This is a genomic window from Pseudomonas khavaziana (genome assembly GCF_019145205.1).
In the GTDB taxonomy this organism is placed as follows: Bacteria; Pseudomonadota; Gammaproteobacteria; order Pseudomonadales; family Pseudomonadaceae; genus Aquipseudomonas; species Aquipseudomonas khavaziana.
The window spans coordinates 269,566-294,360 of record NZ_JAHSTT010000007.1 but is presented as its reverse complement, the minus strand read 5'-3'; the positions used below and the strand labels follow the sequence as shown (position 1 = coordinate 294,360).

At 59.6% G+C, this 24,795-nt stretch carries 19 protein-coding genes and 4 tRNA genes; 14 read left to right on the top strand and 9 right to left on the bottom strand.

The features are described 5' to 3' along the window. Nucleotides 1-39: 39 nt before the first annotated feature. The 4 genes from KVH01_RS18885 to KVH01_RS18870 form a co-directional block, all read right to left on the bottom strand. Nucleotides 40-498, bottom strand: coding sequence for an REP-associated tyrosine transposase (locus tag KVH01_RS18885; protein WP_217882431.1), 459 nt, complete (start codon nt 496-498; stop codon nt 40-42). Between the two features lie 281 nt (nt 499-779). After that, nucleotides 780-2,198: an efflux transporter outer membrane subunit gene (locus KVH01_RS18880; RefSeq protein ID WP_217882430.1), complete on the bottom strand. Its 1,419-nt coding sequence runs from the start codon at nt 2,196-2,198 to the stop codon at nt 780-782. Then, nucleotides 2,182-3,351, bottom strand: a complete 1,170-nt coding sequence (locus KVH01_RS18875) for an efflux RND transporter periplasmic adaptor subunit (RefSeq protein ID WP_217882429.1) — start codon at nt 3,349-3,351, stop codon at nt 2,182-2,184. The genes KVH01_RS18880 and KVH01_RS18875 overlap by 17 nt, the downstream gene beginning before the upstream one ends. Continuing rightward, nucleotides 3,341-6,562 (bottom strand): efflux RND transporter permease subunit, encoded by a 3,222-nt coding sequence (locus tag KVH01_RS18870; protein ID WP_217882428.1) that lies wholly within the window; start codon nt 6,560-6,562, stop codon nt 3,341-3,343. The genes KVH01_RS18875 and KVH01_RS18870 overlap by 11 nt, the downstream gene beginning before the upstream one ends. 203 nt (nt 6,563-6,765) lie before the next feature. Between KVH01_RS18870 and KVH01_RS18865 the strand changes: the two genes are divergently transcribed. Further along, nucleotides 6,766-7,176 (top strand): PA0061/PA0062 family lipoprotein, encoded by a 411-nt coding sequence (locus tag KVH01_RS18865; protein WP_217882427.1) that lies wholly within the window; start codon nt 6,766-6,768, stop codon nt 7,174-7,176. Here KVH01_RS18865 and KVH01_RS18860 read toward each other — a convergent pair. Then, nucleotides 7,173-7,334, bottom strand: a complete 162-nt coding sequence (locus KVH01_RS18860) for a hypothetical protein (protein ID WP_005789305.1) — start codon at nt 7,332-7,334, stop codon at nt 7,173-7,175. The two genes, KVH01_RS18865 and KVH01_RS18860, sit on opposite strands and share 4 nt — an antisense overlap. A 338-nt stretch (nt 7,335-7,672) precedes the next feature. On the opposite strand from KVH01_RS18860, the gene KVH01_RS18855 reads away from it, so the two are divergent. Then, the gene (locus KVH01_RS18855) at nt 7,673-8,335 is read left to right on the top strand and encodes a peptidase C39 family protein (RefSeq protein WP_217882426.1); all 663 of its coding nucleotides are present in this window, start codon (nt 7,673-7,675) and stop codon (nt 8,333-8,335) included. Nucleotides 8,336-8,460: 125 nt separating this feature from the next. Here the strand turns inward: KVH01_RS18855 and pbpG are convergent, their stop codons facing one another. Both pbpG and folD read right to left on the bottom strand, forming a co-directional pair. Further along, complete coding sequence (gene pbpG / locus KVH01_RS18850) at nt 8,461-9,384, bottom strand: D-alanyl-D-alanine endopeptidase (RefSeq protein WP_043048710.1); 924 nt, start codon at nt 9,382-9,384, stop codon at nt 8,461-8,463. A gap of 206 nt (nt 9,385-9,590) precedes the next feature. After that, nucleotides 9,591-10,445, bottom strand: coding sequence for a bifunctional methylenetetrahydrofolate dehydrogenase/methenyltetrahydrofolate cyclohydrolase FolD (folD, locus tag KVH01_RS18845; RefSeq protein WP_217882425.1), 855 nt, complete (start codon nt 10,443-10,445; stop codon nt 9,591-9,593). A gap of 275 nt (nt 10,446-10,720) precedes the next feature. Here folD and KVH01_RS18840 point away from each other — a divergent pair. The 10 genes from KVH01_RS18840 (at nt 10,721) to KVH01_RS18795 (ending at nt 20,144) form a co-directional block, all read left to right on the top strand. Beyond that, nucleotides 10,721-10,797 (top strand) — tRNA-Arg (locus KVH01_RS18840). Nucleotides 10,798-10,829: 32 nt separating this feature from the next. Further along, a tRNA-His gene (locus KVH01_RS18835) sits at nt 10,830-10,905 on the top strand. A gap of 56 nt (nt 10,906-10,961) precedes the next feature. Then, nucleotides 10,962-11,046 (top strand) — tRNA-Leu (locus tag KVH01_RS18830). A 78-nt stretch (nt 11,047-11,124) separates the two neighbouring features. Further along, nucleotides 11,125-11,200: transfer RNA gene (locus KVH01_RS18825), tRNA-His, on the top strand. A 400-nt stretch (nt 11,201-11,600) separates the two neighbouring features. Continuing rightward, complete coding sequence (gene tig / locus KVH01_RS18820) at nt 11,601-12,911, top strand: trigger factor (protein WP_124378521.1); 1,311 nt, start codon at nt 11,601-11,603, stop codon at nt 12,909-12,911. 91 nt (nt 12,912-13,002) lie between these two features. Continuing rightward, complete coding sequence (clpP, locus tag KVH01_RS18815) at nt 13,003-13,638, top strand: ATP-dependent Clp endopeptidase proteolytic subunit ClpP (protein WP_057025225.1); 636 nt, start codon at nt 13,003-13,005, stop codon at nt 13,636-13,638. 111 nt (nt 13,639-13,749) lie between these two features. Beyond that, nucleotides 13,750-15,033, top strand: a complete 1,284-nt coding sequence (gene clpX, locus KVH01_RS18810; RefSeq protein WP_017136464.1) for an ATP-dependent Clp protease ATP-binding subunit ClpX — start codon at nt 13,750-13,752, stop codon at nt 15,031-15,033. Between the two features lie 188 nt (nt 15,034-15,221). Continuing rightward, nucleotides 15,222-17,618, top strand: coding sequence for an endopeptidase La (lon, locus tag KVH01_RS18805; protein ID WP_043048705.1), 2,397 nt, complete (start codon nt 15,222-15,224; stop codon nt 17,616-17,618). 148 nt (nt 17,619-17,766) lie between these two features. Then, the gene (locus KVH01_RS18800; RefSeq protein WP_003174819.1) at nt 17,767-18,039 is read left to right on the top strand and encodes an HU family DNA-binding protein; all 273 of its coding nucleotides are present in this window, start codon (nt 17,767-17,769) and stop codon (nt 18,037-18,039) included. 230 nt (nt 18,040-18,269) lie between these two features. Next, nucleotides 18,270-20,144, top strand: coding sequence for a SurA N-terminal domain-containing protein (locus KVH01_RS18795; protein WP_217882424.1), 1,875 nt, complete (start codon nt 18,270-18,272; stop codon nt 20,142-20,144). A gap of 79 nt (nt 20,145-20,223) precedes the next feature. Here KVH01_RS18795 and nhaA read toward each other — a convergent pair whose 3' ends face one another. After that, a complete protein-coding gene (gene nhaA, locus KVH01_RS18790; RefSeq protein WP_217882423.1) occupies nt 20,224-21,567 on the bottom strand; it encodes a Na+/H+ antiporter NhaA in 1,344 nt (447 codons plus the stop codon). A 118-nt stretch (nt 21,568-21,685) separates the two neighbouring features. After that, nucleotides 21,686-22,867 (bottom strand): MFS transporter, encoded by a 1,182-nt coding sequence (locus KVH01_RS18785; protein WP_217882422.1) that lies wholly within the window; start codon nt 22,865-22,867, stop codon nt 21,686-21,688. A gap of 117 nt (nt 22,868-22,984) precedes the next feature. Between KVH01_RS18785 and KVH01_RS18780 the strand changes: the two genes are divergently transcribed. Beyond that, the gene (locus KVH01_RS18780; protein WP_124402511.1) at nt 22,985-23,884 is read left to right on the top strand and encodes a LysR family transcriptional regulator; all 900 of its coding nucleotides are present in this window, start codon (nt 22,985-22,987) and stop codon (nt 23,882-23,884) included. An 89-nt stretch (nt 23,885-23,973) separates the two neighbouring features. Next, the gene (locus KVH01_RS18775; protein WP_217882421.1) at nt 23,974-24,795 is read left to right on the top strand and encodes a DUF2242 domain-containing protein; all 822 of its coding nucleotides are present in this window, start codon (nt 23,974-23,976) and stop codon (nt 24,793-24,795) included.

Below are 24,795 nucleotides of genomic sequence, written 5' to 3'. Positions count from 1 at the left end.
GGGAGCAAGCCCCCTCCCACATTTGAACTGTATTTGAAGTTATACCCAGATGGCATCCCACAGAGGGTAGTCGCCAATCCGCTCGACCAACCCCGCTCGCAATGGATTGGCCACCACATACCGGGCCATTTTCACCAAGTCATCTTCCTTGCGCAGGGCACGGTCGTGGAAGCTCTCCTGCCATAACCGCCCCTTACGGCCGCTTGCACCATTCACGGTGCGCGTGCTTTTCGATTTCACCTGACACATCAAATCCGCCAGCGAGCCTTTTCGTAGCTCGATGATCCAATGAAAGTGGTCGGGCATGATCACCCATGCCAGAGACTTCGCCAGCCCTTGGTACTGGGCGATGCGAAATTGCCAGACCACCAGGCGCCCGAGATGGAAGTTGTTGAATATCGGTAGGCGTTCATGGGTGTTGGTGGTGATGAGGTAGATGCGATTCGGCTCGCTGAATCGACCGATGCGCAGGCGGTGTGAAGCGGGTAAATCTGCCATTCCCTGGCCCTCTCAGATGTATCTAGAGAGGCTAGGTCGCAGAGCAAGAAGCTGCTGGGCAGGCTTTTGGCCGGATGTGTCTGGAAGGGCGCAATCGGGGGCAAGCCCCCTCCCACATGAGTTCCGCGATGTTCATACATTGTGTGTCTGGCGCAGAACCAATGTGGGAGGGGGCTTGCTCCCGATGACGGTCGGTCAGTCAATGATGCAGTGTTTGAAATACCGCAATCGGGAGCAAGCCCCCTCCCACATTTAGGGCTGTGCTAGGTCGTAGAATGATGTCAGGCCCCTGGCTGCCAGCCGCCGCCGAGTGCGGTCACAAGTCCCACACTCGCCTGCAACTGCCGCGTCTGCACCGCCTGCAATGTCCGCTGCGCCTGCAACGCTGCCGTCTGCGCGGTGACCACATCCAGGTAACTCACCGCTCCGGCCTGATAGCTGTTCATCGCCAGTGCTTGGGTATGCCGTGCTGCATCCGCCGCCGCTTGTTCATCCTGCGCTTGCTGCTGCAAATCCCTCAGCTGGCCCAGGTTATCTTCGACCTCTCTCACGGCTTTCAACACCTGACTACGGTACTGCGCCGAGGCCTCTTCAAACTCGGCCTCGGCCTGGCGTTCGTTGGCACTCAACCGGCCGCCATCAAAGATTGGCAGATTCACCAGCGGTCCCAGCGCCCAATAGCGATTGCCTGCCGACAGCAGGTTACCCACGCCTTGGGTTTGCCCGCCCATCAACCCCGTCAGGTTGAAATCCGGATACCACGCGGCCTTGGCCACGCCGATATTCGCGTTGGCCGCAAACACCCGCCGTTCCGCCGCGGCGATATCCGGGCGGCGTTGCAGCAGGTGGCTCGGCAACTGCGACGGAACCCCTGGCAACGTAAGCAACTGCGGGCTGGGCGGCAATGAAAAATCGCTGGCCGCCACCCCCACCAATTCACCAATGGCATGTTCGGTCAGGTTGCGCTGCCCGCGCACTTCATCGCGTTCGGCCTTGGCTTGCGCCAGTTGGTTTTGCGCGCGTGTCAGGTCCAGCTCCGAAGCGATCTGGCCTTCATAACGGCTGCGGGTCAGTTGTAGCGCCTGGCTGAAATCCTCCAGTGAGCTGTCGAGTATCCGGCCCTGTGCATCCAACCCGTTGAGCTGCACATACAAGCTGGCCAATTGGTGTTGAAGGCTCAATCGCGCCACCGCCAGGTCATCGGCGCTCGCTTGCGCCTGGGCATCCCCCGCAGCCACTTGGTTGCGGACTTTGCCCCACAGGTCGAGGTCATAGCTCAGGGAAAAGCCAGCAGTGTTGCTGTTGTACACCGACGGCTGCGTGCTGCCGCGCAACGGTCGCGAATCCGATTGTCGCTGGCGCAGCGGTTGTGCACTGGCGGTGATTTGCGGGAACAGGCCGGCATGCAACTGGCTGGCATACGCCTGGGACGCATCGAAATGCGCCAGCGCTGCCGCCAGGTCCGGGTTGGCCTCGAGTAGGCGCTGTTGCAGGTTATCCAGGGTTGGGTCGTTGTAGCGCTTCCACCATTCTGGCGCCAATTGATCGGACGGTTGTGCGCTGTGCCACGGGCCGTCGCTGGTCTGTTCGCGGTAATGAGTCGGCAGGTCCACCCTCGGAATTGTGTAGGTGGGCGCCATCGAGCACCCCTGCAATGCCAGCAGTATCAGAGCGGCGAGGGGTTTAAGCCTTGGGCGCATGGGCACCTCCGGAGGCGTCAGCCAGTTGCACCGAGTCGCCTTCGCGCAGGGCGTCAGGCGGGTTGTCGATGATGCGGTCGGCGGGCTTCAGGCCTTGGTCGATCACCAGGCGTTCGCCCAGGTCGAGGCCGATATGAATGGCTTGCAAGTGCACATGATTGTGCTTGTCGAGCACCGCAACCTGGGTGCCCTGGGCGCGGAAGATCAAGGCGCTGGCCGGAATGCTGACGCCATGGGTATCGGCCGGAATCGGCAGGGTGGCTTCGGCGTAATCGCCGGGCAGCAACTCGCCGTTCGGGTTGTCGGCGACGAACTGGGCGAGCAGGGTGCCGGAGCGGCGGTCGATGGCGGTGGAGTCACCGATCAGGCGCGCCTTGAAGTGCTCGCCGGGGTGTTCGGGCACGCTCAGCTCGGCTTCCAGGCCAGGATGGATCACTGCTGCATAGTTCTGCGGCACCGGCACATACAAGCGCAACTGGTGAGTGTCGGCAATGTTGAACAGCTCCGGGTCGCTGTCGGTATCGGCCTTGATCAACTGGCCGATATCGGTGTTGCGCGCAGTAATAGTGCCGGCGAATGGCGCCCGAATGGTCTTGTAGCTTTCCAGCGCCGACAGTCGCGCATAGTCGGCAGCGGCGGCCTGGGCGTTGGCCTTGGCCGCCGCGGCGTTGGAGGTTTTTTCATCGGCCTCCTGGCGCGATACCGAGTGGCTGGCCAGCAGGTTTTGCCAACGGGTCGCGCTGGTGGCGGCCAGGCGCGCATTCGCTTGTTGTTGGATCAGCCGCGCATGGGCCTGGGCCAGTTGTTGATCAAGGTCGGGGCTGTCGATTTCGGCGAGGATCTGCCCGGCCTGGACCTGGCTGCCGATGTCGACTTTCCAGTCCTTCAAGTAGCCGCTGACCCGCGCATGAATCGGCGCCTTGCTCCAGGCCTCGAGGTGCGCGGGCAGGCGCAGGGTATCGCCGGCGGCGTTCTGCTTGGGTTGAAACACCATCACTTGGGGGATGGCGGCGGCCTCGGTCCAGGCAGTGACCGATTGTTTGTGCAGCGTGCGGGCGTGCAGGCCGCTGGCGACCAACAGGGCGGCCAACGTCAGGCCGCCGGCACCCATGAGCATCAGACGCTTGCGCGAGGGTTTTTGATCAGACGACATGTGCGGTTTCTCCAGCTGCAGCGCGAGTAGGGTGACGACCGTGGACCAGGCTGAAGACCACGGGAACAAACAACAGGGTGGCGAGGGTGGCGAAGATCAGGCCGCCGATGACCGCGCGGCCGAGCGGGGCGTTCTGCTCTTCGGAAATCGCCAGGGGCAGCATGCCGATGATCATCGCCAGGGCGGTCATGCACACCGGGCGGAAGCGTGTGTAGCCAGCTTCCAGCGCCGCCTTCAATGCATCGCCATGTTCGGCCAGGCGTTCACGGCAGAAGCTCACCACCAGGATCGAGTTGGCGGTGGCCACGCCCATGCACAAGATGGCTCCGGTAAGGGCCGGCACCGACAATGAGGTGCCACTGAGGAACAGCATCCACACGATGCCCGCCAGTGCAGCCGGCAAGGCCGTGATGATCACAAAGGGGTCGGCCCAGGATTGGAAATTGACCACGATCAGCAGATAGATCAGCACCACCGCGCCGAGCAAACCGAAACTCAAGCCACTGAACGCCTCATGCAGCGCATCGATCTGCCCATGCAGGCTGATCGTCGCGCCCTTGGGGCGCATGGCGGCGGTGTCATCCAGGACTTTTTGCACGTCGCGGGCGACGCCACCGAGGTCGCGGCCTTGTACGTTGGCATACAGGTCCAGGGTCGGTTCGATGTTGTAGTGGGTGACCACCGCCGGGCTTTGCACACGGGAAATGGTGGCCACGCCGCCAAGGATCTGCGACTGGCCATCGGCGCCGGTCACGGGTAGCGCTTCCAGGGACGGCAAGCTGTCGAGGCGGTATTGCGGGGTGGCAGCAACGATGGAATAGGACACGCCATTGGCCGGGTTAAGCCAGAAGGTCGGTGCGGTTTGCGAGCTGCCAGCGAGGGAGGCGACCATGCTGTTGGTGACGTCGCGCTCGGTGATGCCCAGACCATTGGCGCGCATGCGGTCGACATTCACCTGCAACGATGGATAGCCGGTGGACTGCTGGATGCGCAGGTCGGCGATGCCCGGCACATGTCGCAGACGCCGCTCCAGTTCCACGGCGTAGGCGCGGTTTTCTGCATCGCTGCGCCCGGAGATTTTTACATCCAGCGGGGCCGGCGCGCCGAAGTTGAGGATCTGGCTGCTGATGTCGGCCGGCAGGAAGGCGAAGTGGCTGCCGGGGAAACTTTGTGGCAGGGCTTCACGCAGTTTTTTCACGTAGTCGGCGGTGGGCGCATGGTCTTTTTTCAGGGTGACCTGGATGTCCCCATCCTGCGGGCCGATGGTGCCGCTGCTGCTGTAGGCCATGTCGATGCCGCTGAGCGGGATGCCGATATTGTCGACGATGGTGTCCAGTTCTTCGGCGGGGATCACTTCACGGATCCGCGCTTCAATGCGGTCAAAGGCCGCGGCGCTTTCCTCGATGCGCGTGCCCAGCGGCAAGCGCACGTGCAGCGCCAGGGCTCCTGCATCGGTGGCCGGGAAAAAGTCCTGACCCAGGCTTGGCAGTAGCAGGAAGGACGCGAGTACACAGGCCAGAAAACCCACGATAAAGCGCTTGCGATGACCCAGGGCCAACGTCAGCAAGCCATGGTAGGTGTCGCGGATATTCGAGAAGTGGCGCTCGAAACCTTGTTGGAAATTCAACATGGCTTGCAGCGCGGCATTGCGCGGCTGCTTGTGCTGCTCGCCTTCATGGTGGTTGATGAACTCATCTTCAGGATGATGCCCAACGCCCGACTCCGGTGTGTGCGGCTTGAGCAGAAACATCGCCAGCGTCGGCACCAGGGTGCGCGACAAGATGAACGAGCTGGCCATGGCAAAGATCACCGCCAGGGCCATCGGCCGGAACAGGTAACCGGCGATGCCTTGCAGCAAGAACATCGGCACGAACACGATGCAGATGCACAGCAGCGAGACGAACGCCGGGCCGACGATTTGTGCGGCACCGTCGAGGATCGCAGTCTTCACCGCCTTGCCTTGTTCCAGGTGCCAGTTGATGTTTTCGATGGTCACCGTGGCGTCGTCCACCAGGATCCCCACAGCCAACGCCAGCCCGCCGAGGGTCATCACGTTGAGGGTTTGCCCGCTGACCGCCAGCAGCGCAATGGCCGACAGTACCGCCAGGGGAATCGATGCGGCAATGATCAGGGTCGAGCGCCAGCTGCCGAGGAACAGCAGGATCATCGCGCTGGTCAGCAACGCGGCGATGATGCCTTCCTGGGCCACACTGCCCACCGATTGCTTGACGAACACCGAAGCGTCACCCAGCAGCGAGGTTTTCAGTGAAGGCGGCAGGGTTTCGTTGATGCGCGGCAGCATCTGGCGGATGCCGTCGATGATCGACAGGGTCGAGATGCTGCCGTTTTTCAGTGCCGGCATCAGTACTGCGCGATGACCGTCGACGCGCACGATGTTGGTCTGGGGTGGTGAGCCGTCGCGCACGTGGGCCACTTGGCCGATGGTGATCAGCGCACCATCGACGGTCTTGATCGGCAGGTCGTTGAGCTCATCGATCGCCTTGGGGCTGTTGTTGAGCAAAATTGTGTATTCGTTGGGGCCGAGTTTGGCGGTGCCCACCGGGATGATCTGGTTCTGCAACGCCAGGGCATTGCCCACGTCCTGGGCCGACAAGCCTTTGGCGGCCAGGGCCTGTGGGTCAAGGTCGAGGGTGATCTGCCGTTGCTTGCCGCCCATCGGCGTGGGCATGGCCAGGCCGGGCAGGGCGCTCAGGGGCAGGCGGATATTGTTCTGCACCAGGTCGCGGATCCTGGCTTCCGACAGGCTGGGGCTGGAGAACGCCATTTGCAGGATCGGCACCGTGGAGGCGCTGTAGTTGAGGATCAGCGGTGGGGTAATGCCAGGCGGCATCTGCTTGAGCACGGTTTGTGACACCGCCGTGACCTGGGCGTTGGCGGTGCGGATATCGACCCCCGGCTGGAAGAAGATCTTGACGATGCCCATGCCGGGCAACGATTGCGATTCGATATGTTCGATGTCGTTGACGGTGGTGCTCAAGGAACGTTCATAGGTGTAGATCACCCGCCCGGCCATGGCGTCCGGGGACAGGCCGTTGTACTGCCAGACCACGGCGACCACCGGTATACCGATATCGGGGAACACGTCAGTAGGTGTACGCAAGGCCGCCATGGGCCCGATGATGCAGATGAATATGGCCAACACGATGAACGTGTACGGCTTTTGCAGTGCGGTCTTTACCAGCCCGAGCATGCGTGAGTCTCCGAGAAAAGCAGGGTTGCAAACCCCGGCAGTCTTGCCCGACCCACCTAACACGCACCTTTCAGCCAGGTGAAGGAAGATTTAGTTAACGGCTGAAGATCCTTTCATATGTATTCATTTGTTCTACAAAGGCGGGCTGATCAAGCTTGTCAGCCATCGGATACACCCTTTTTTGATGCCTTTGGAGCCCTGCCATGTCACTTAAACCACTGATGTTGATTCCCGCACTTGGCGTTGTATTGTTGCTAGCTGCCTGCGCCGGCCCAATCCCCAAGGCGGACCCCAGCGAAGCCTGGATCGGCTTGAAGGAAGAAGCGCCGAATGACCTGATGGCCGAACGGGTCGACGGCAAGCGCGTGGATGATGGCCGCTATTTTGAAGTGACCCCGGGGGACCATCGCCTGGACGTGACGTTATTTGAAGAGGAGCCAGGCGACGACAACCAGCAGGATTGCCAGGGCCGGATCGAGTACAAGCATTTCAAGGCGGGCGAACACTACACTCTGGTGGAGTCGAGCCTGGGCACCACCGTGCGTGCGACCCTCGAGGATGGGCACGGCAAGGAAATCGCGGCGACCCAGGACTTCAATTGCATGCCCGGCTAGGCGTGATGCGCTGTCGCCTTGGGAGGCTTGGCGGGGGCTGCGGGTTTGACGTGGGGGTGATGATGCCTGCGGGTCACGCGCATTACGCCCCACAGCATGGCGGCGGCGACCGCCAGCCAACCACAGATCAACAGGAAAATCGTCGTAGCAAGGCTCATTCGGGCCTCCTTTCGCCCCTTGGGGCACACACAGTCTTCTCAATGGACAGTCTAGCTACATGGCGGTTGCCTGCTATTGACCAATGGTCGAGTCTGTCCAACTTGTTTGCTCTATCAGCCGCGCTTTACTGCGCTGGTCAGCTATAGATGTACGGTCTTGCGCGGTCCACTGTAAGAGCGAGCTTGCTCGCGAAAAATTTCAACGATGACGCGGGCTTCCTGAGTAAACGCGGCGCCTGCAAGTTTTTCGCGAGCAAGCTCGCTCCTACAGGATAGAGAAAGCGCGATTGGGCTATGATCGGGGCCTTTACCGGCAGTTGATCAAGAGAGTCAAAAAATTGCGCACACGGTCGAACGTTAGAACATCCTTTCTGCTGGCTGTTGCCCTGGGGCTCGGGGCCTGTTCCAGCCAGTCGTCGAAACTGCCTGGCCTGCCGGAGCGCGTTGAGCTCAACGGCGTGCCGACCTTCCGCAGCGAGGCTTATCAGAGCGGTCCTACGGCATTGGCCAGCATGCTGTCGCAACAAGGCATTGTCATGACACCCGGGCTTTTGGATAAGCCGCTGCGTCTTCCGGGCGCTGAGGCGGGTCTTGAACGCAACATGCAGGTACTGGCCCGTGAATACGGGCTGATGGTCTACCCGCTGGATGCCAAGCTGACTGCGCTGCTTGCGCAGGTGGCGGCCGGTTACCCGGTAATGGCCCGAATCAACTCCAGCTTCTGGTCCGGGGCGCGCTATGTCGTGGTGGTGGGGTTCAACCAGCAGAAGAGTACGGTGTTGCTGCGTTCTGGGAACGAGCGCCGATTGACCATGGGGTTCAGCGACTTCGAGTCGGCGTGGAAGAGTGCGGGGCACTGGGCCATCCTGACTCAGCGGCCGAGCCAGTTGCCGGCCGCTGTGGATGCGCAGCGCTGGCGTGATGCGGCGAATGCAACGGGCCAGGCGGGGCAGGAGCAAGCAGCAGCCCAGGCGCTCAAGGTCCTGGCAGAGCGCAAATAAAAAGTGGGAGGGGGCTTGCTCCCGATAGCGGTCTACCAGGATAAGTTTTATAGCCTGGCACACTGCTATCGGGAGCAAGCCCCCTCCCACATTTGGTTTGCGGTGCTTCAGTAATGCGGGCGAGGTTAGCGGCGAACCTCTACCGCATTCCCCCGATTCTTCAGATTCTTGTCAGCCTTGTAGCGCAACGCCACGTCCGGCACCGCGCCGCCTTTGCCGGTCTCGACCCAACTGCGAATGCGGCTGGCGTCGGCAAAATGGGTGAACTTGCCAAAGGCATCCAGGATCACCAGCGAAACCGGGCGGTTGCCCATGCTGGTTACCAGCACCAGGCAATGCCCGGCCTGGTTGGTAAAGCCGGTCTTGGTCAGCTTGATGTCCCAGTTGGCGCGGTTGATCAGGTGGTCGGTGTTGGAAAAACCCAGGGTGTAGTTGGGCTTGCGGAACGCCACGGTCTTTTCCTTGGTGGTGCTCAACTGGCTGAGCATCGGGAACTTGCGCGCATAGGCCAGCAGCTTGCTCAGGTCGCGGGCGGTCGACACGTTATGGATCGACAGGCCAGTGGGCTCAACATAGTGGGTGCTGGTCATGCCCAAGGACTTGGCCTTGGCGTTCATTGCCGCGATGAAGGCCGCGTAGCCCCCCGGATAGTGGTGGGCAAGGCTTGCCGCAGCGCGGTTTTCCGAGGACATCAGCGCGATCAGCAGCATCTCCTTGCGTGGCATCTGGCTGCCGATCTTTACCCGCGAGAACACGCCTTTCATCTCGGGCGTATCGGTGATGTTGATGTCGATGTATTCGTCCATGTTCTGCTTGGCTTCGAGGACGATCAGGCCGGTCATCAGCTTGCTCACCGAGGCGATAGGCACCACCACGTCGGGGTTGCTGGAATAAATGACCTTGTTGGTTTGCAGATCCACCAGCATGGCGCTGCCGGAGGCGATCTGCAGCTTGGAGGCGTCACGCGGGGCCAGGGTGGATTCGGCGGCGTGGGCGAAGGTGCCTGTGAAAGCGAAAAACAGGCTGACAATAGAGAGACGAATTTTCACGCGGATGAACTCGCTAAAAAGTAAGAAATACCGTCTGGGAACGGGTTTTATGATAAATGGCGTTACATTTTAGGAGTATGGATGAAGAACTGTCGAATGTTCTTCTAGAACCAGACGAAAGTGCTTAAAAACTAACAAAAAACAGTTTTTTTGCAGGCAATAAAAAGCCCCGCGATAAGGCAGGGCTTCTTCATTACGCTTGGTTATTAACCGTGCAGGGTTTCCGCAGCGTACAGGGTATTTTCCAGCAGGCAGGCCCGGGTCATCGGGCCGACACCGCCGGGTACCGGCGTAATCCAGCCGGCGCGGGGCAGGGCGGTTTCATACACCACGTCGCCGACCAACTTGCCGTCGTCCTGGCGGTTGATGCCCACGTCGATGACGATGGCGCCTTCCTTGATCCACTCGCCTTTCACCAAGCCCGGCTTGCCGGCGGCCACCACTACCAGATCGGCGCAGGCGACGTGGCCGGCCAGATCCTTGGTGAAGCGGTGAGTGACGGTCACGGTGCAACCGGCCAGCAGCAGCTCCATGGCCATCGGGCGACCGACAATATTGGATGCGCCGACAATAACGGCATCGAGTCCGTACAGGTCGACACCGGTGCTTTCCAGCAGGGTCATGATGCCTTTGGGCGTGCAGGGGCGCAGCAGCGGGATGCGTTGGGCCAGGCGGCCGACGTTATAAGGGTGAAAACCGTCGACGTCTTTGTCCGGGCGGATACGCTCCAGCAGCTTGGAGGCGTCCAGATGCTCGGGCAATGGCAATTGGAGCAGGATGCCATCGATCGCCGGGTCTTCGTTGAGGCAGTCGATCAGGTCGGTAAGGGCCTGCTGGGTAGTCTCGCAAGGCAAGTCATAGGCCTTGGATATAAAGCCGACCTCTTCACAGTCTTTACGCTTGTGCGAGACATAAACCTGAGAGGCAGGATCGCTGCCGACCAGGATCACCGCGAGTCCCGGAGTGCGCAGGCCGTGCTGGCTACGCTCGAAGACTCGTTTGGCGATCTGCTGGCGCAGGCTGGCGGCGATTGATTTGCCATCGATAAGTTGTGCAGTCATTACGCGTGATTAACCATCAAGAGGGGGAGGAAAAGTGCGCGCATTCTCGCACGCCAAGTCGCCAGGGCAAAGGCGCTTGGTCTGCAAATTGCCCTAACCCCTTAAATAAAATCAGTTTTTTTCAAAAAAGATTTGACGGGTTTCCGGGGTCTCTATACTATTCGTCGCACTTGTCGGGCACAGCCTAGCACTGGTTAAGAAGGTCAAGCAGAATAGTTGTCCTGCAAGGCTGGAAGCACTTAGTTTGTAATCCTTAAAGAGTACAGATTAATAAGGCGCCCGTAGCTCAGCTGGATAGAGCATCCGCCTTCTAAGCGGATGGTCGCAGGTTCGAGTCCTGCCGGGTGCGCCATTAGGCAGCTTTGGCACAAGTAGCGCTATATGGTGGGCGTAGCTCAGTTGGTAGAGCACGGGATTGTGACTCCCGTTGTCGAGGGTTCGATCCCCTTCGTCCACCCCATATTTTGAAAGGCGCCAGATTAATCATCTGGCGCCTTTGCTTTAAGAGCTTCAAGCGCGGATGTGGTGGAATTGGTAGACACACTGGATTTAGGTTCCAGCGCCGCGAGGCGTAAGAGTTCGAGTCTCTTCATCCGCACCAATTAAGCTTTACTCGGCCGTCAGGTCAGTAGGGCTCGACAAAGAAGAAGTGGTTTGGTTTCTTTGTTAACGCAATATGGTGGGCGTAGCTCAGTTGGTAGAGCACGGGATTGTGACTCCCGTTGTCGAGGGTTCGATCCCCTTCGTCCACCCCATATTCGAAAGGCGCCAGATTTAACAGTCTGGCGCCTTTTTTGGTTTCAGCGGTTTGAATATTTCGGCGGTCGCAGGTACTGGGCCGCATCGGCAGGGCGTTTCATCGTATTTGTGTATCTCGATGATGCCGCGCTGCCTGCCCACTCTGTTCGCAGGGCGGGCCGTCAGGGAGATGAACGGCTTCGCCTTCTATATATAAAGAGGCGGCGCAGAGCCCTGGCGCAATTGGCGGTATTTGTCACCGGGGCGAGGTACTTCAGTGCCTTCGTACCGATAAATTGCCGGCGGTTTCCCGGTGTATTCTCAGTAGGGTGACTTCTTGAGTTTGACCCACTAGAATGCATGCCCTTGATTGGGGTCGGAAATGGCCGGCTAATGTCTGTGCAACGAGGAATATCCATGCAAGTTTCTGTTGAAAATACTACTGCTCTCGAGCGCCGCATGAGCATCACCGTGCCGGCAGAGCGTATCGAGACTGCGGTCAACAAGCGTCTGCAGCAGACTGCCCAGAAGGCCAAGATCGCTGGTTTCCGTCCAGGCAAAGTGCCGATGAGCGAAATCAAGCGTCGTTTTGGTGCTGATGCACGCCAGGAAGCTGTGGGTGACGTGATCCAGTCTTCCTTCTACGAGGCTGTTGTCGAGCAGAAGCTGAACCCGGCTGGCTCGCCTTCGATCGAGCCTAAGTCCCTGGAAGCGGGCAAGGACCTGGAATACGTTGCCGTATTCGAAGTGTTCCCAGAGTTCGAAGTGGCCGGTTTCGACGGTATCGCCATCGAGCGCCTGAGCGCCGAAGTGGCTGACTCGGACCTGGACAACATGCTGGAAATCCTGCGCAAGCAGAACACCCGTTTTGAAGTGGCCGACCGCGCTGCCCAGAACGAAGACCAGCTGAACATCGATTTCGTTGGCAAGGTTGACGGCGAAGTCTTCGCTGGTGGCTCGGCCAAGGGCACCCAGCTGGTACTGGGTTCCAACCGCATGATCCCGGGTTTCGAAGACGGCCTGGTGGGCGCCAAGGCCGGCGAAGAGCGCGTGCTGAACCTGACTTTCCCTGCGGACTACCAGAACCTGGACCTGGCTGGCAAAGCCGCCGAGTTCACCGTGACCGTCAACAGCGTTTCCGAGCCTAAGCTGCCAGAACTGAATGAAGAATTCTTCGCTCAGTTCGGTATCAAGGAAACCGGCATCGAAGGCTTCCGCACCGAAGTTCGCAAGAACATGGAGCGTGAACTGCGCCAGGCGATCAAGTCCAAGGTCAAGAACCAAGTCATGGACGGTCTGCTGGCCGCCAACCCGATCGAAGTGCCTAAGGCGCTGCTGTCCAACGAAGTGGATCGCCTGCGCGTACAAGCTGTGCAGCAGTTTGGTGGCAACATCAAGCCTGACCAGCTGCCGGCCGAGTTGTTCGAAGAGCAAGCCAAGCGCCGCGTTGTGCTGGGCCTGATCGTGGCCGAAGTGGTCAAGCAGTTCGACCTCAAGCCAGACGAAGACCGTGTTCGCGAAATGATTCAGGAAATGGCTTCCGCCTACCAGGAGCCTGAGCAGGTCGTGGCTTGGTACTACAAGAATGACCAGCAACTGAACGAAGTACGTTCGGTTGTGCTGGAAGAACAAGTTGTGGATACTGTTCTGCAGAAGGCTAAGGTGACCGATAAAGCGGTCTCTTACGAAGAAGCAGTCAAACCGGCGGAAGCAGCACAAGCCGACTGATTGTCCAACTCGTTGGAAATTCAACCATAAGCCAGCCTCGCGCTGGCTTATGCGTTTTCAAGACATGACTATTTGGGAGTAACTGCAGAGCATGTTCCGTAATTCCTATATTCAGCAGAACTCTGATATCCAGGCCGCAGGCGGCCTGGTCCCGATGGTTGTCGAGCAGTCCGCTCGTGGCGAACGCGCCTACGACATCTACTCGCGCCTGCTCAAGGAGCGAGTGATCTTTCTGGTGGGCCCGGTAGAGGACTACATGGCCAACCTGATCTGTGCGCAACTGCTGTTCCTTGAAGCGGAAAACCCGGACAAGGACATCCATCTCTACATCAACTCGCCGGGTGGTTCGGTGACCGCGGGCATGTCGATCTACGACACCATGCAGTTCATCAAGCCAAACGTGTCGACCACCTGTATCGGCCAGGCCTGCAGCATGGGCGCGTTCCTGCTGACCGCAGGTGCCGAGGGCAAGCGTTACTGCCTGCCGAACTCGCGTGTGATGATTCACCAGCCACTGGGCGGTTTCCAGGGCCAGGCGTCGGATATCGAAATCCACGCCAAGGAAATCCTCTTCATTCGCGAGCGTCTCAACACGCTGATGGCCAAGCACAGCGGGCGCACCCTGGAAGAAATCGAGCGCGATACCAACCGTGACAATTTCATGAGCGCTGAAGCCGCGAAAGAATACGGGTTGATCGACGCAGTGATCGACAAGCGCCCCGCTTAATTAAGCCGCTCAAAATAGGGCTGGTCGGCATGTCCGACCACTGGCGGGCTTGAAAAAGCCCGCATAAGCCTTCATCTTGTGTTGCAAGCCTATCGGATTTGGATCGAACGAATGACTGACACCCGCAACGGCGAGGACAACGGCAAGCTGCTCTATTGCTCCTTCTGTGGCAAAAGCCAGCATGAAGTACGCAAATTGATTGCCGGCCCCTCGGTGTTTATCTGCGACGAATGCGTCGACCTGTGCAATGACATCATCCGCGAGGAGGTGCAGGAAGCCCAGGCCGAGAGCAGCGCGCATAAATTACCTTCGCCTAAAGAAATCAGCGGCATCCTTGACCAGTATGTGATTGGTCAAGAGCGTGCAAAGAAGGTTCTGGCCGTAGCGGTGTACAACCACTACAAGCGCCTGAACCAGCGTGACAAGAAAGGCGACGAAGTTGAGCTCGGCAAGAGCAACATCTTGCTGATCGGTCCTACAGGCTCGGGTAAAACCCTGCTTGCAGAAACCCTCGCTCGCCTGTTGAACGTTCCGTTCACCATTGCCGACGCCACCACCCTCACCGAGGCTGGCTACGTGGGTGAGGATGTCGAGAACATCATTCAGAAACTGCTGCAGAAATGCGACTACGACGTAGAGAAGGCCCAGATGGGTATTGTCTACATCGACGAAATCGACAAGATTTCGCGCAAGTCCGACAACCCGTCGATTACCCGGGATGTTTCCGGTGAAGGCGTGCAGCAGGCCCTGTTGAAACTGATCGAAGGCACGGTTGCTTCCGTACCGCCCCAAGGCGGCCGCAAGCACCCGCAGCAGGAATTCCTTCAGGTTGATACGCGTAACATCCTGTTCATCTGTGGCGGTGCGTTTTCGGGGCTGGAGAAGGTTATCCAGCAACGCTCCACCCGTGGCGGCATTGGTTTTGGCGCAGAAGTGCGCAGCAAGGAAGAAGGCAAGAAGGTGGGCGAGTCCCTGCGTGAAGTCGAACCTGATGATTTGGTCAAGTTCGGTCTGATCCCGGAATTCGTTGGCCGTCTGCCGGTCCTGGCCACGTTGGACGAGCTGGATGAGGCTGCTCTGATTCAGATTCTCACCGAGCCGAAAAACGCCCTGACCAAGCAATACGCCAAGTTGTTCGAGATGGAAGGCGTAGACCTCGAGTTCCGTACTGACGCACTCAAGTCGGTGGCCAAGCGGGCACTGGAGCGCAAGACCGGTGCGCGAGGCCTGCGTTCGATTCTTGAAGGCGTGCTGCTCGATACCATGTACGAAATCCCCTCGCAGTCCGAGGTGAGTAAAGTGGTGATCGACGAAAGCGTTATTGAAGGCAAGTCCAAGCCACTGTATATCTACGAAAACAGTGAGCCGGCTGCCAAGGCTGCGCCAGACGCGTAAGCGTCAAGCAGTCGCAGTACAAGCAAGGGGCCTTCAGGGGCCCCTTGTTTTTTGGGGCGCATTCTCTGAGTAGCGGTTAAATTCGCGTTTATTCATGCGTTTAACTGCTGGCATTGAGCTTGTTTTTTTTGCATCGAACCCCCATCTTGGTTTCAAGCTTACTTTTCAACTGTCATAGAGGCGAAATCATGAAGACAACCATCGAATTGCCTCTCCTGCCGTTGCGTGATGTCGTCGTCTATCCGCACATGGTTATCCCGCTGTTTGTGGGGCGCGAGAAGTCTATCGAAGCCCTCGAGGCCGCGATGACGGGCGACAAGCAAATCCTGCTGTTGGCCCAGAAGAATCCTGCTGATGATGATCCGGGCGAAGACGCCCTGTATCGTGTCGGCACCGTTGCGACTGTACTGCAATTGCTCAAGCTGCCTGATGGCACGGTCAAGGTGCTGGTGGAAGGCGAGCAGCGCGGCGCGGTAGAGCGTTTCATGGAGGTGGATGGTCACCTGCGCGCCGAAGTGGCGCTGATTGAAGAGCTCGAAGCCCCGGAGCGCGAATCCGAGGTGTTTGTGCGCAGCCTGCTCTCGCAGTTCGAGCAGTATGTGCAGTTGGGCAAGAAAGTCCCGGCTGAAGTCCTGTCTTCCCTCAACAGCATTGATGAGCCAAGCCGCCTGGTCGATACCATGGCTGCGCACATGGCGCTGAAAATCGAGCAGAAGCAAGACATCCTCGAAATCATTGATTTGCCGGCGCGTGTCGAACATGTGCTGGCGCTGCTGGATGGTGAAATCGACCTGTTGCAGGTCGAGAAGCGCATCCGTGGACGTGTGAAGAAACAAATGGAGCGCAGCCAGCGCGAGTACTACCTGAATGAGCAGATGAAGGCCATTCAGAAAGAGCTCGGTGACGGTGAGGAAGGCCACAACGAAATCGAAGAGCTGAAAAAACGTATCGACGCCGCTGGCCTGCCGAAAGACGCATTGACCAAGGCCACCGCTGAGCTGAACAAGCTCAAGCAGATGTCACCGATGTCGGCCGAAGCCACCGTTGTGCGCTCCTACATTGATTGGCTGGTACAGGTGCCGTGGAAGGCCCAGACCAAGGTGCGTCTGGACCTGGCCCGTGCTGAAGAGATCCTCGATGCCGACCACTACGGCCTCGAAGAGGTCAAGGAACGCATCCTCGAGTACCTCGCCGTACAAAAGCGCGTAAAGAAAATCCGCGGCCCGGTGTTGTGCCTGGTCGGTCCTCCAGGTGTAGGTAAAACCTCCCTGGCGGAGTCGATTGCCAGCGCCACCAACCGTAAGTTTGTGCGTATGGCCTTGGGCGGGGTGCGTGACGAGGCGGAAATCCGTGGTCATCGCCGTACCTACATCGGTTCGATGCCAGGAAGATTGATTCAAAAGATGACAAAAGTGGGTGTGCGCAACCCGCTGTTCCTGCTCGATGAGATCGACAAAATGGGCAGCGACATGCGTGGCGACCCGGCGTCGGCGTTGCTCGAGGTGCTCGATCCAGAGCAGAATCACAATTTCAACGACCATTACCTGGAAGTCGACTACGACCTGTCCGACGTAATGTTCCTGTGCACCTCCAACTCCATGAACATTCCACCAGCGTTGCTGGACCGGATGGAGGTGATTCGTCTGCCGGGCTACACCGAAGACGAGAAGATCAACATCGCGGTGAAATACCTCGCGCCCAAGCAGATTTCAGCCAACGGCCTGAAGAAGGGCGAGATCGAATTTGACGTCGAGGCGATCCGCGACATCGTGCGTTACTACACCCGCGAGGCCGGCGTGCGGGGCCTCGAACGCCAGATTGCGAAGATCTGCCGTAAGGCGGTCAAGGAACATGCCCTGGAAAAACGCTTCTCGGTGAAGGTCGTTGCCGACTCCCTGGAACACTTCCTGGGCGTGAAGAAATTCCGCTACGGCCTGGCCGAGCAGCAGGATCAGGTCGGGCAGGTGACTGGCCTGGCGTGGACCCAGGTGGGTGGCGAGTTGCTGACCATCGAAGCTGCGGTGATTCCGGGCAAAGGCCAATTGATCAAGACCGGCTCCCTGGGTGACGTGATGGTCGAATCCATTACGGCCGCGCAGACCGTGGTGCGTAGTCGCGCCCGCAGCCTGGGCATCCCCCTGGACTTCCACGAGAAGCACGACACCCACATCCATATGCCGGAAGGGGCGACCCCGAAGGACGGCCCCAGCGCTGGCGTAGGCATGTGCACGGCTCTGGTGTCGGCATTGACCGGCATTCCTGTGCGCGCCGATGTAGCAATGACCGGGGAAATTACCCTGCGTGGCCAGGTATTGGCGATCGGTGGTCTGAAAGAGAAATTACTCGCCGCACACCGGGGTGGAATCAAGACGGTGATCATTCCTGAAGAGAATGTTCGCGATTTGAAGGAAATTCCTGACAATATCAAGCAGGATCTTCAGATTAAACCGGTTAAATGGATTGACGAGGTCCTGCAAATTGCGCTGCAATACGCGCCGGAGCCCTTGCCGGATGTGGCTCCGGAGATAGTCGCGAAGGACGAAAAACGCGAGTCCGATTCCAAGGAAAGAATTAGCACGCATTAATGTGTTAAAGCCTGGGGGCTTCCTTGACAGCTTTTTAGAGCCCTTGTTATAAAGCGGCTCTTAAGTGTCTGTAGGCCATTCAGCACTGGTTTTTGCTTTTACCAAAAAACTTAGAATCATACTCAATAGATATATAAGGGGACTTAGAGTGAACAAGTCGGAACTGATTGATGCTATCGCCGCATCCGCTGATATCCCGAAAGCTGCTGCTGGCCGTGCGCTGGACGCAGTAATCGAATCCGTCACTGGCGCTCTGAAGGCCGGCGACTCCGTGGTACTGGTAGGCTTCGGTACTTTCTCTGTGACCGATCGCCCAGCTCGCACTGGCCGTAACCCACAGACCGGTAAAGCACTGCAAATCGCTGCTGCCAAGAAACCAGGTTTCAAAGCCGGTAAAGCCCTGAAAGAAGCGGTTAACTAAGCTTCGTTCTTGCCTTACCTACCCGGGTTAGACGCAGGTCTGGCCTGGCAGCGGAGCGGCAGCTGACCCACATATCCATTGGGTCGCCATGCCGGGGGTGTGGGTTCTAACCCCCGTCCGCTCCGCCAGTTACGAGAAGGCGCATCCTCGGATGCGCCTTTCTTCTATCCGGACTCTACCCACGCTCCACGGTTGCCTAAATTTGAAGTTCAACCGTTTCTGGGGGACGCATGCTGCAAAATATCAGGGACAATTCACAAGGCTGGATTGCCAAGACCATTATCGGGATCATCGTCGCATTGATGGCGTTCACCGGTATCGAGGCTATTTTCCAGGCTTCGGGTAACAACAAGCAGGACGTGGCCAAGGTCAACGGTGAGGAAATCACCCAGACCGAATTGAGCCAGGCTGTCGACATGCAACGGCGCCAGCTGATGCAACAGCTGGGCAAGGATTTCGACGCTTCCCTGCTGGACGAAAAACTGTTGCGCGACGCCGCCCTCAAGGGCCTGATCGATCGCAAGCTGCTGCTGCAAGGCGCTGCGGATTCCAAGTTCGGCTTCTCGGAAGCGGCACTGGACCAGGTGATCCTGCAGACGCCGGAATTCCAGGTGGACGGCAAGTTCAGCGCCGAACGCTTTGACCAGGTGATCCGTCAGCTGGGCTACAGCCGTATGCAATTCCGTCAGATGCTGACTCAGGAAATGCTGATCGGCCAGGTTCGCGCAGGTATCGCCGGCAGCGGTTTCGTGACCGACGCCGAGGTGCTGGCATTTGCCCGTCTGGAAAAGCAGACCCGCGATTTCGCCACCGTCAATATCATGGCTGACCCTGCGACGGTGAAACTCACCGATGACGAGGTCAAGGCTTACTACGACCAGCACGCCAAGGAGTTCATGACTCCGGACCAAGTGGTCATCGACTATCTGGAACTGAAGAAGTCGTCGTTCTTCGACCAGGTCACCGTCAAGGACGATGAGCTGCAGGCTGCCTACGAGAAGGAAACTGCCAACCTCGCTGAACAGCGTCGTGCCGCGCACATCCTGATTGAAGTCAACGACAAGGTCACCGAGGCGCAAGCCAAGGCCAAGATCGAAGAGATCCAGGCGCGCCTGGCCAAGGGTGAGAAGTTCGAAGCCCTGGCCAAGGAGTTCTCCCAGGATCCAGGTTCGGCCAACAATGGTGGTGACCTGGGCTTTGCCGGTCCGGGCGTTTACGATCCTGATTTCGAAACCGCCCTGTACGGCTTGAAGCAAGACCAGGTATCGGCGCCGGTGCGCAGCGCTTTCGGTTGGCACTTGATCAAGTTGCTGGGCGTTGAAGCACCTGAGGTGCCATCGTTCGCCAGCCTGAAAGACAAGCTGACCCGCGAGCTCAAGACCCAGCAGGTAGAACAGCGGTTTGTCGAAGCGACCAAGCAATTGGAAGATGCGGCATTTGAAGCGTCCGACCTGGCCCAGCCGGCTTCTGACTTGAAGCTGACCGTGCACACCTCCGCGCCATTTGGCCGCGAAGGTGGCGAAGGTGTCGCGGCCAACCGTGCCGTGGTCACCGCCGCATTCAGCCCGGAAGTGCTGGATGAAGGTGCCAACAGCAGCGCCATCGAACTGGACCCGGAAACCATCATCGTGCTGCGTGCCAAGGAGCATCTCAAGCCGGCCCAACTGCCGCTCGAGAAGGTCGAGGCCGCCATTCGCACACAGATGACCAAGGAGCGCGCGAGTGCTGCTGCCAAGGCCCATGCTGACGAGTTGATCGCCAGCCTGCGCGACGGCAAGACCGCGTTGGACCAGCCGATCGACGGCCAAGCCTGGAAGGTCACCGAAGCGGCGACCCGTGGTCAGGAATCCATCGACCCGGCCGTGCTGCAAGCCCTGTTCCGCATGCCCAAGCCTGCGGCCAAGGACAAGCCGACCTTCACCACCGTGACCCTGCGCGATGGCAGCCTGGTGATCGTGCGCTTGAACGGCGTCAACGAAGCGGCAGCGCCTACGGACGAAGAAAAGGCGCAATACCGTCGCTTCCTCGCTTCCCGTATCGGCCAGCAGGACTTCGCGGCGTACCGCAAGCAGCTGGAAACCCAGGCAGACATCAAGAAGTACTGATGCCGGCCTGAATAAAAAGACCCCGTCCTGAAAAGGCGGGGTCTTTTTTTGCCCTCGATAAAGCGCTGCTGAACTCGCCTTAAGTAGGCTTGCCGGCAAACTTGAGCTTGCCCCAGGTCAGACCGATCACCGCCGCCAGGGTCGAAGCGGCCAATACACTCAGCTTGGCAGCCGACAGCAGGGCCGGGTCGGAGAAGGCCAGGGAAGAGATAAAGATCGACATGGTGAAACCGATCCCCGCCAACAGGCCGACCAGGCCCACCCCGGTCCAGGTCACACCATCGGGCAGCTTGCAGATATTGAGCTTGACCAGGGCCAGGCTCGCCAGCATCACGCCCAACGGCTTGCCGAGCACCAGGGCGAAGATGACACCCATGAACACGCCGTGGGCCAGCGGGTCATCCAGGTTGAAACCGTCCAGGCTCACTCCGGCATTGGCCAGCGCGAACAGCGGCATCACGCCGAACGCGACCCATGGGTGCAGCGCCGACTGCACCCGTTGCACCGGCGGCAATATTTCCCGCTGGGCTTCGCGCAGTTGCTTGAGGGGCTGGGCAACCTGTTGGGGGCCTTCTGACGATTGCGAGAAACGCTCCATCAGTTCGTTGAACGTGCGTTCGATGGTCTCCAGCGGACGTTCAGTGGTGGGCTTGGAATTGACCGGCGTCATCAAGCCAAGGATGACCCCGGCGAGGGTAGGGTGCACGCCGGTCTTGAGCAGGCCAAACCAGACAATCGCGCCTGGCAGCAGATAGATCGCGGCCTTGCCGATGCCCATGCGCTGAAACACCAGCACCAGGGCCAGGCCGCCTACGGCAATCACCAGCCCCATGTAATCCAGGCTGGCGGTGAAGAAGATAGCGATGATCAGGATCGCCACGATGTCATCGATGATCGCCAGGGCCAGCAGCAGGATACGCACGCCACTGGGAATCGATTTGCCCAGCAACGCCAGCACGCCCACGGCAAAGGCGATGTCGGTCGCGGTGGGCACGGCCCAGCCACTTGCGGCGGCAGTGCCGTGGTTGAGCAGGGTGTAGATGAGCGCCGGCATCAGCACGCCGCCCAGCGCCGCGCCCAACGGCAGCGTGGCGAGCTTGAGGTTGGCGAGGGCACCGTCCTTGATTTCCTGGCGGATCTCGGCACCGACCACCAGGAAGAAGATAGTCATCAGCCCGTCATTGACCAGAAAGTGCAGGGAGCGTGAGACGCTGTAGTCGCCCAGCCCCAGGGTGATGGGGGTGTTCCAGAAGTGCTCGTAGGACGCCGCGGCGGGGCTGTTGGCCCAGATCAGCGCCGCAATGGCCGCCAGCAGCAGGACGATACCGCTGACGGCTTCGATACGGGAAAAGCGCTCGAGGGCAGACAACGCGCCCTCAGCCAGACGTTGAGGGCGAGGGATCGCAGGGTGTTTATCAGGCACGACAAATCTCCATTGGCGGCCCGACCAATGCTTGGCTTTTAACCTGCGCCGTACTTCATGCAGCGACGCACCCAGGGGGGATGATAGGAAGCTGATGAATAAGTTGTAAACAAACTTGTCATCGTGTGTGGGTTGTCTTACCCAGGATTGCGCCCACCGCCAGGGTCATCAGGCCTAAAACTGCCCATGGGAATACCTCGACACCGAAGCTTTGCAGCAATAAACCACCTGCCAATCCTCCCCCGGCAATGCCCAGGTTCCACACTGTGACCAGCATTGATTGCGCGGCATCGGCCGAATGGCCCGCTGACTTGGCCAGGGCGGTTTGCAACAGGGCCGCGAGACCACCGAACGCCAGGCCCCACAACGCCACGCTGATGTAGAGGCTGATTGGCGAGCTGATCCAGAGGCCAAGCAGCAAGGCGGCCACGGCGAACATCGCACAACTGGTGAGGGTCAGTAGCCGTAAATGCCGGTCAATCCAGATGCCTACCAGCCAGATGCTCAACAAGGCCATCAAGCCGAACACGAGCAATACCCTGTCGATGTCGCCGCCTATCCCGGCCGGCACCAGGAGCGGCGCGATGTAGGTGTAGAGGATGTTGTGGGCCAATACGTAGGTAAGGGTCACCCACAGCACCGGACGTATGCCCGGTAAGGTCAGCACCTTATGCAACCCCAGGCGTTTGCTTGCCGGTTCTCCGGCGAAGTCCGGCAGTTGCCAGCGCGCCCATACCAGCAGTAACAGGGTCAGGCCAGTCATGATGGCGAAGCTGGTGCGCCAACCGACCAGCGTACCCAGCAACGTGCCGGCAGGTACGCCGAGGGACAAGGCCAGCGGCGCGCCCAGCATGGCCACGGCAATCGCCCGGCCCTGCAGGTGAGGCGCAACCATGCGGCTGGCATAACCCGCCAGCAGTGCCCACAGCAGCCCAGCGAACACACCCGCGAAAAAGCGTGCGATCAAGGTCAGGCCATAGTGGCTGGAAAACGCGGTAACACTATTGACCAAGGCAAAGCCGCCAATGGCAATCAATAGCAGGGGACGTCTGCGCCAGCCTCGGGTCAGTAGCGTCAGGGGGATGGCCGCGAGTAACGAGCCGAGGGCGTAGAGCGTCACCAACTGCCCGACCAGGGCCTGGGACACGCCCAGCCCTGCACTCATTTGCGGCAGCAATCCGGCGGACATCGCCTCGGTGAGAATGGTGATAAAGCCAGCCGAGGCCAGGGCCAGCAAGCCTGCCAGGGGGAGGGCCTCATGCTGGGGGGCAGTAGCGGCCAATAAAGGGCTGTCGTTCATGGGGGGGTCTCCTTGAGGGGGCAAGAAAACAGGGTAGGGGGCTGCAGCGTGCGGAAAAACAGGCTAAGGTTCCGAACTTATCGGACGTTGTTGTCCTTAATCAGCCAAGGCATCACCATGGACAACCTGGGCAGTCTCTCGGTATTCGTACAGGTCGCGGACACCCGCAGCTTCACCGCAGCGGGCCGGATATTGGGCGTGTCATCCTCGGCGGTAGGCAAAAGCATCGCGCGGATGGAAGAGCGCCTGGGGGTCCGGCTGTTTCATCGCAGCACCCGCAGTATCACCTTGACCAGTGAGGGCGCGCTGTTCCTGGAGCGCTCGCGACGCATCCTGGCGGAAGTGGAGGCGGCCGAACAGGAGTTGACCCAGGCCAGCGCCACGCCTCGAGGGAAGTTGCGTATCAGCGTGCCCCAGGTGCGTGGTTTGTTGATGCCGGTGATCAGCGACTTTATGCGTGCCTACCCGGAAATCGAGTTGGACGTGGATTTTTCCGACCGCATGGTGGACGTGATCGAAGAGGGCTTTGATGCGGTGATTCGCACCGGCAAACCCGAAGATTCGCGCTTGATGGCGCGCCATCTGGGGCACTACCAATTGGTCCTCGTCGGCACGCCCGGCTACTTTGAGCAGCACGGCATTCCAAGTCAGCCGCAACACCTGGATCACCACGCCTGCCTGCGGCATAAATTCTGCGCCACCGGCAAGCTGGAGCCCTGGCCCCTGCGTCAGGTTCCGGGCTCAACGGAGCCGAGCCTGCGCACGCCATTGGTCAGTACCACCATCGAGTCGCTCTATCATGTGGTGCAGGAAGGTCTCGGTATTGCGTGCCTGCCGGACTACATGGTCAACCAGGCGGTAAGCAAAGGGCAATTGCAGCGAGTACTGGACGAGCACCTCGAGCACCGCGGCAGTTTCTGGTTGTTGTGGCCGGCCAGTCGCCATGCCTCGGCCAAACTGCGGGTATTCATCGACCATATGTGTGCCGGGCTTTTTCCTACCGACGCGGTTCCCTGAGCCGGTGACGTTTTACCGACAGGAATGCGCGCCTCCAAGGCTCGTTCTGTTGCACAATACCGTCCGGACCGTTTTCCTCAGGATTTTCAATGTCGACATCATTTCACTTGCGCAGCCTCGGATTGGCGCTGGTGCTGGCGGGCGCAGCGGGTTGCTCGTCACCCAAGACCGCTATCTATGAACACGAGAATTTCGATGACTCCGGTACGTTTTCCCGTGATTACCCGGTCAGCGACGTGGCCGCCTGTGAAGCGGCGCGCCGTGCGTTGCTGAGCCAGGGCTACATCATCACCAGCAGCGATCCGAAGCTGGTGGCCGGCAACAAGAGCTTCCAGCAGACCGGCGAGACCCACCTGCAGATCAGCTTCAATGTGGTGTGTGCTGCAGATGGCAAGGGCAGCCATCACTCGACGATGTTTGCCAATGCCTTGCAGGATCGCTATGCGTTGAAGAAGGTCAACAACTCCGCCAGCCTGGGCGTGGGTGTACTGGGTTCGGTGTCGATGCCGATTGGCTCCACCGATGACTCGATGGTGAAGGTGGCGAGCGAGACCGTCTCGGCGCCGAAGTTCTACGAACGGTACTTCGCCCTGGTGGATGTGTTCCTGCCCCAGGAGGTGAAGCAGGCCGAGCATATTCCCGAAAAGCCCAAGGCTGACCTGGGCATGCCCGAACCCAAGGCCGCCCCGGTCGCCGAGAAGGTCGAGGCGCCGCAGGACACACCGCAGCCTTCCGCCGCGCAACCGCTTGCGCCGCCACCTGAGGCCGCACCGATCGCGCCGATCCCAGAGCCGAGCCCGGAACCTGCGCCGGCCCCGACACCGGTAACCGAGCCTGCGCCGGCGCCGAGCAACCCCAGCCTGCCGGCACCGACAGAGGCGATTCCGCCGCTTCCAGCGCCTGCGCAGTGA

Excerpts from the sequence above, each read along its gene's own strand:
- KVH01_RS18885 (WP_217882431.1), bottom strand. The coding sequence starts at position 498 with ATGGCAGATTTACCCGCTTCACACCGCCTGCGCATCGGTCGATTCAGC.
- KVH01_RS18880 (WP_217882430.1), bottom strand. The coding sequence starts at position 2,198 with ATGCGCCCAAGGCTTAAACCCCTCGCCGCTCTGATACTGCTGGCATTG.
- KVH01_RS18875 (WP_217882429.1), bottom strand. The coding sequence starts at position 3,351 with ATGTCGTCTGATCAAAAACCCTCGCGCAAGCGTCTGATGCTCATGGGT.
- KVH01_RS18870 (WP_217882428.1), bottom strand. The coding sequence starts at position 6,562 with ATGCTCGGGCTGGTAAAGACCGCACTGCAAAAGCCGTACACGTTCATC.
- KVH01_RS18865 (WP_217882427.1), top strand. The coding sequence starts at position 6,766 with ATGTCACTTAAACCACTGATGTTGATTCCCGCACTTGGCGTTGTATTG.
- KVH01_RS18860 (WP_005789305.1), bottom strand. The coding sequence starts at position 7,334 with ATGAGCCTTGCTACGACGATTTTCCTGTTGATCTGTGGTTGGCTGGCG.
- folD (WP_217882425.1), bottom strand. The coding sequence starts at position 10,445 with ATGACTGCACAACTTATCGATGGCAAATCAATCGCCGCCAGCCTGCGC.
- tig (WP_124378521.1), top strand. The coding sequence starts at position 11,601 with ATGCAAGTTTCTGTTGAAAATACTACTGCTCTCGAGCGCCGCATGAGC.
- clpP (WP_057025225.1), top strand. The coding sequence starts at position 13,003 with ATGTTCCGTAATTCCTATATTCAGCAGAACTCTGATATCCAGGCCGCA.
- clpX (WP_017136464.1), top strand. The coding sequence starts at position 13,750 with ATGACTGACACCCGCAACGGCGAGGACAACGGCAAGCTGCTCTATTGC.
- lon (WP_043048705.1), top strand. The coding sequence starts at position 15,222 with ATGAAGACAACCATCGAATTGCCTCTCCTGCCGTTGCGTGATGTCGTC.
- KVH01_RS18795 (WP_217882424.1), top strand. The coding sequence starts at position 18,270 with ATGCTGCAAAATATCAGGGACAATTCACAAGGCTGGATTGCCAAGACC.
- KVH01_RS18785 (WP_217882422.1), bottom strand. The coding sequence starts at position 22,867 with ATGAACGACAGCCCTTTATTGGCCGCTACTGCCCCCCAGCATGAGGCC.
- KVH01_RS18780 (WP_124402511.1), top strand. The coding sequence starts at position 22,985 with ATGGACAACCTGGGCAGTCTCTCGGTATTCGTACAGGTCGCGGACACC.
- KVH01_RS18775 (WP_217882421.1), top strand. The coding sequence starts at position 23,974 with ATGTCGACATCATTTCACTTGCGCAGCCTCGGATTGGCGCTGGTGCTG.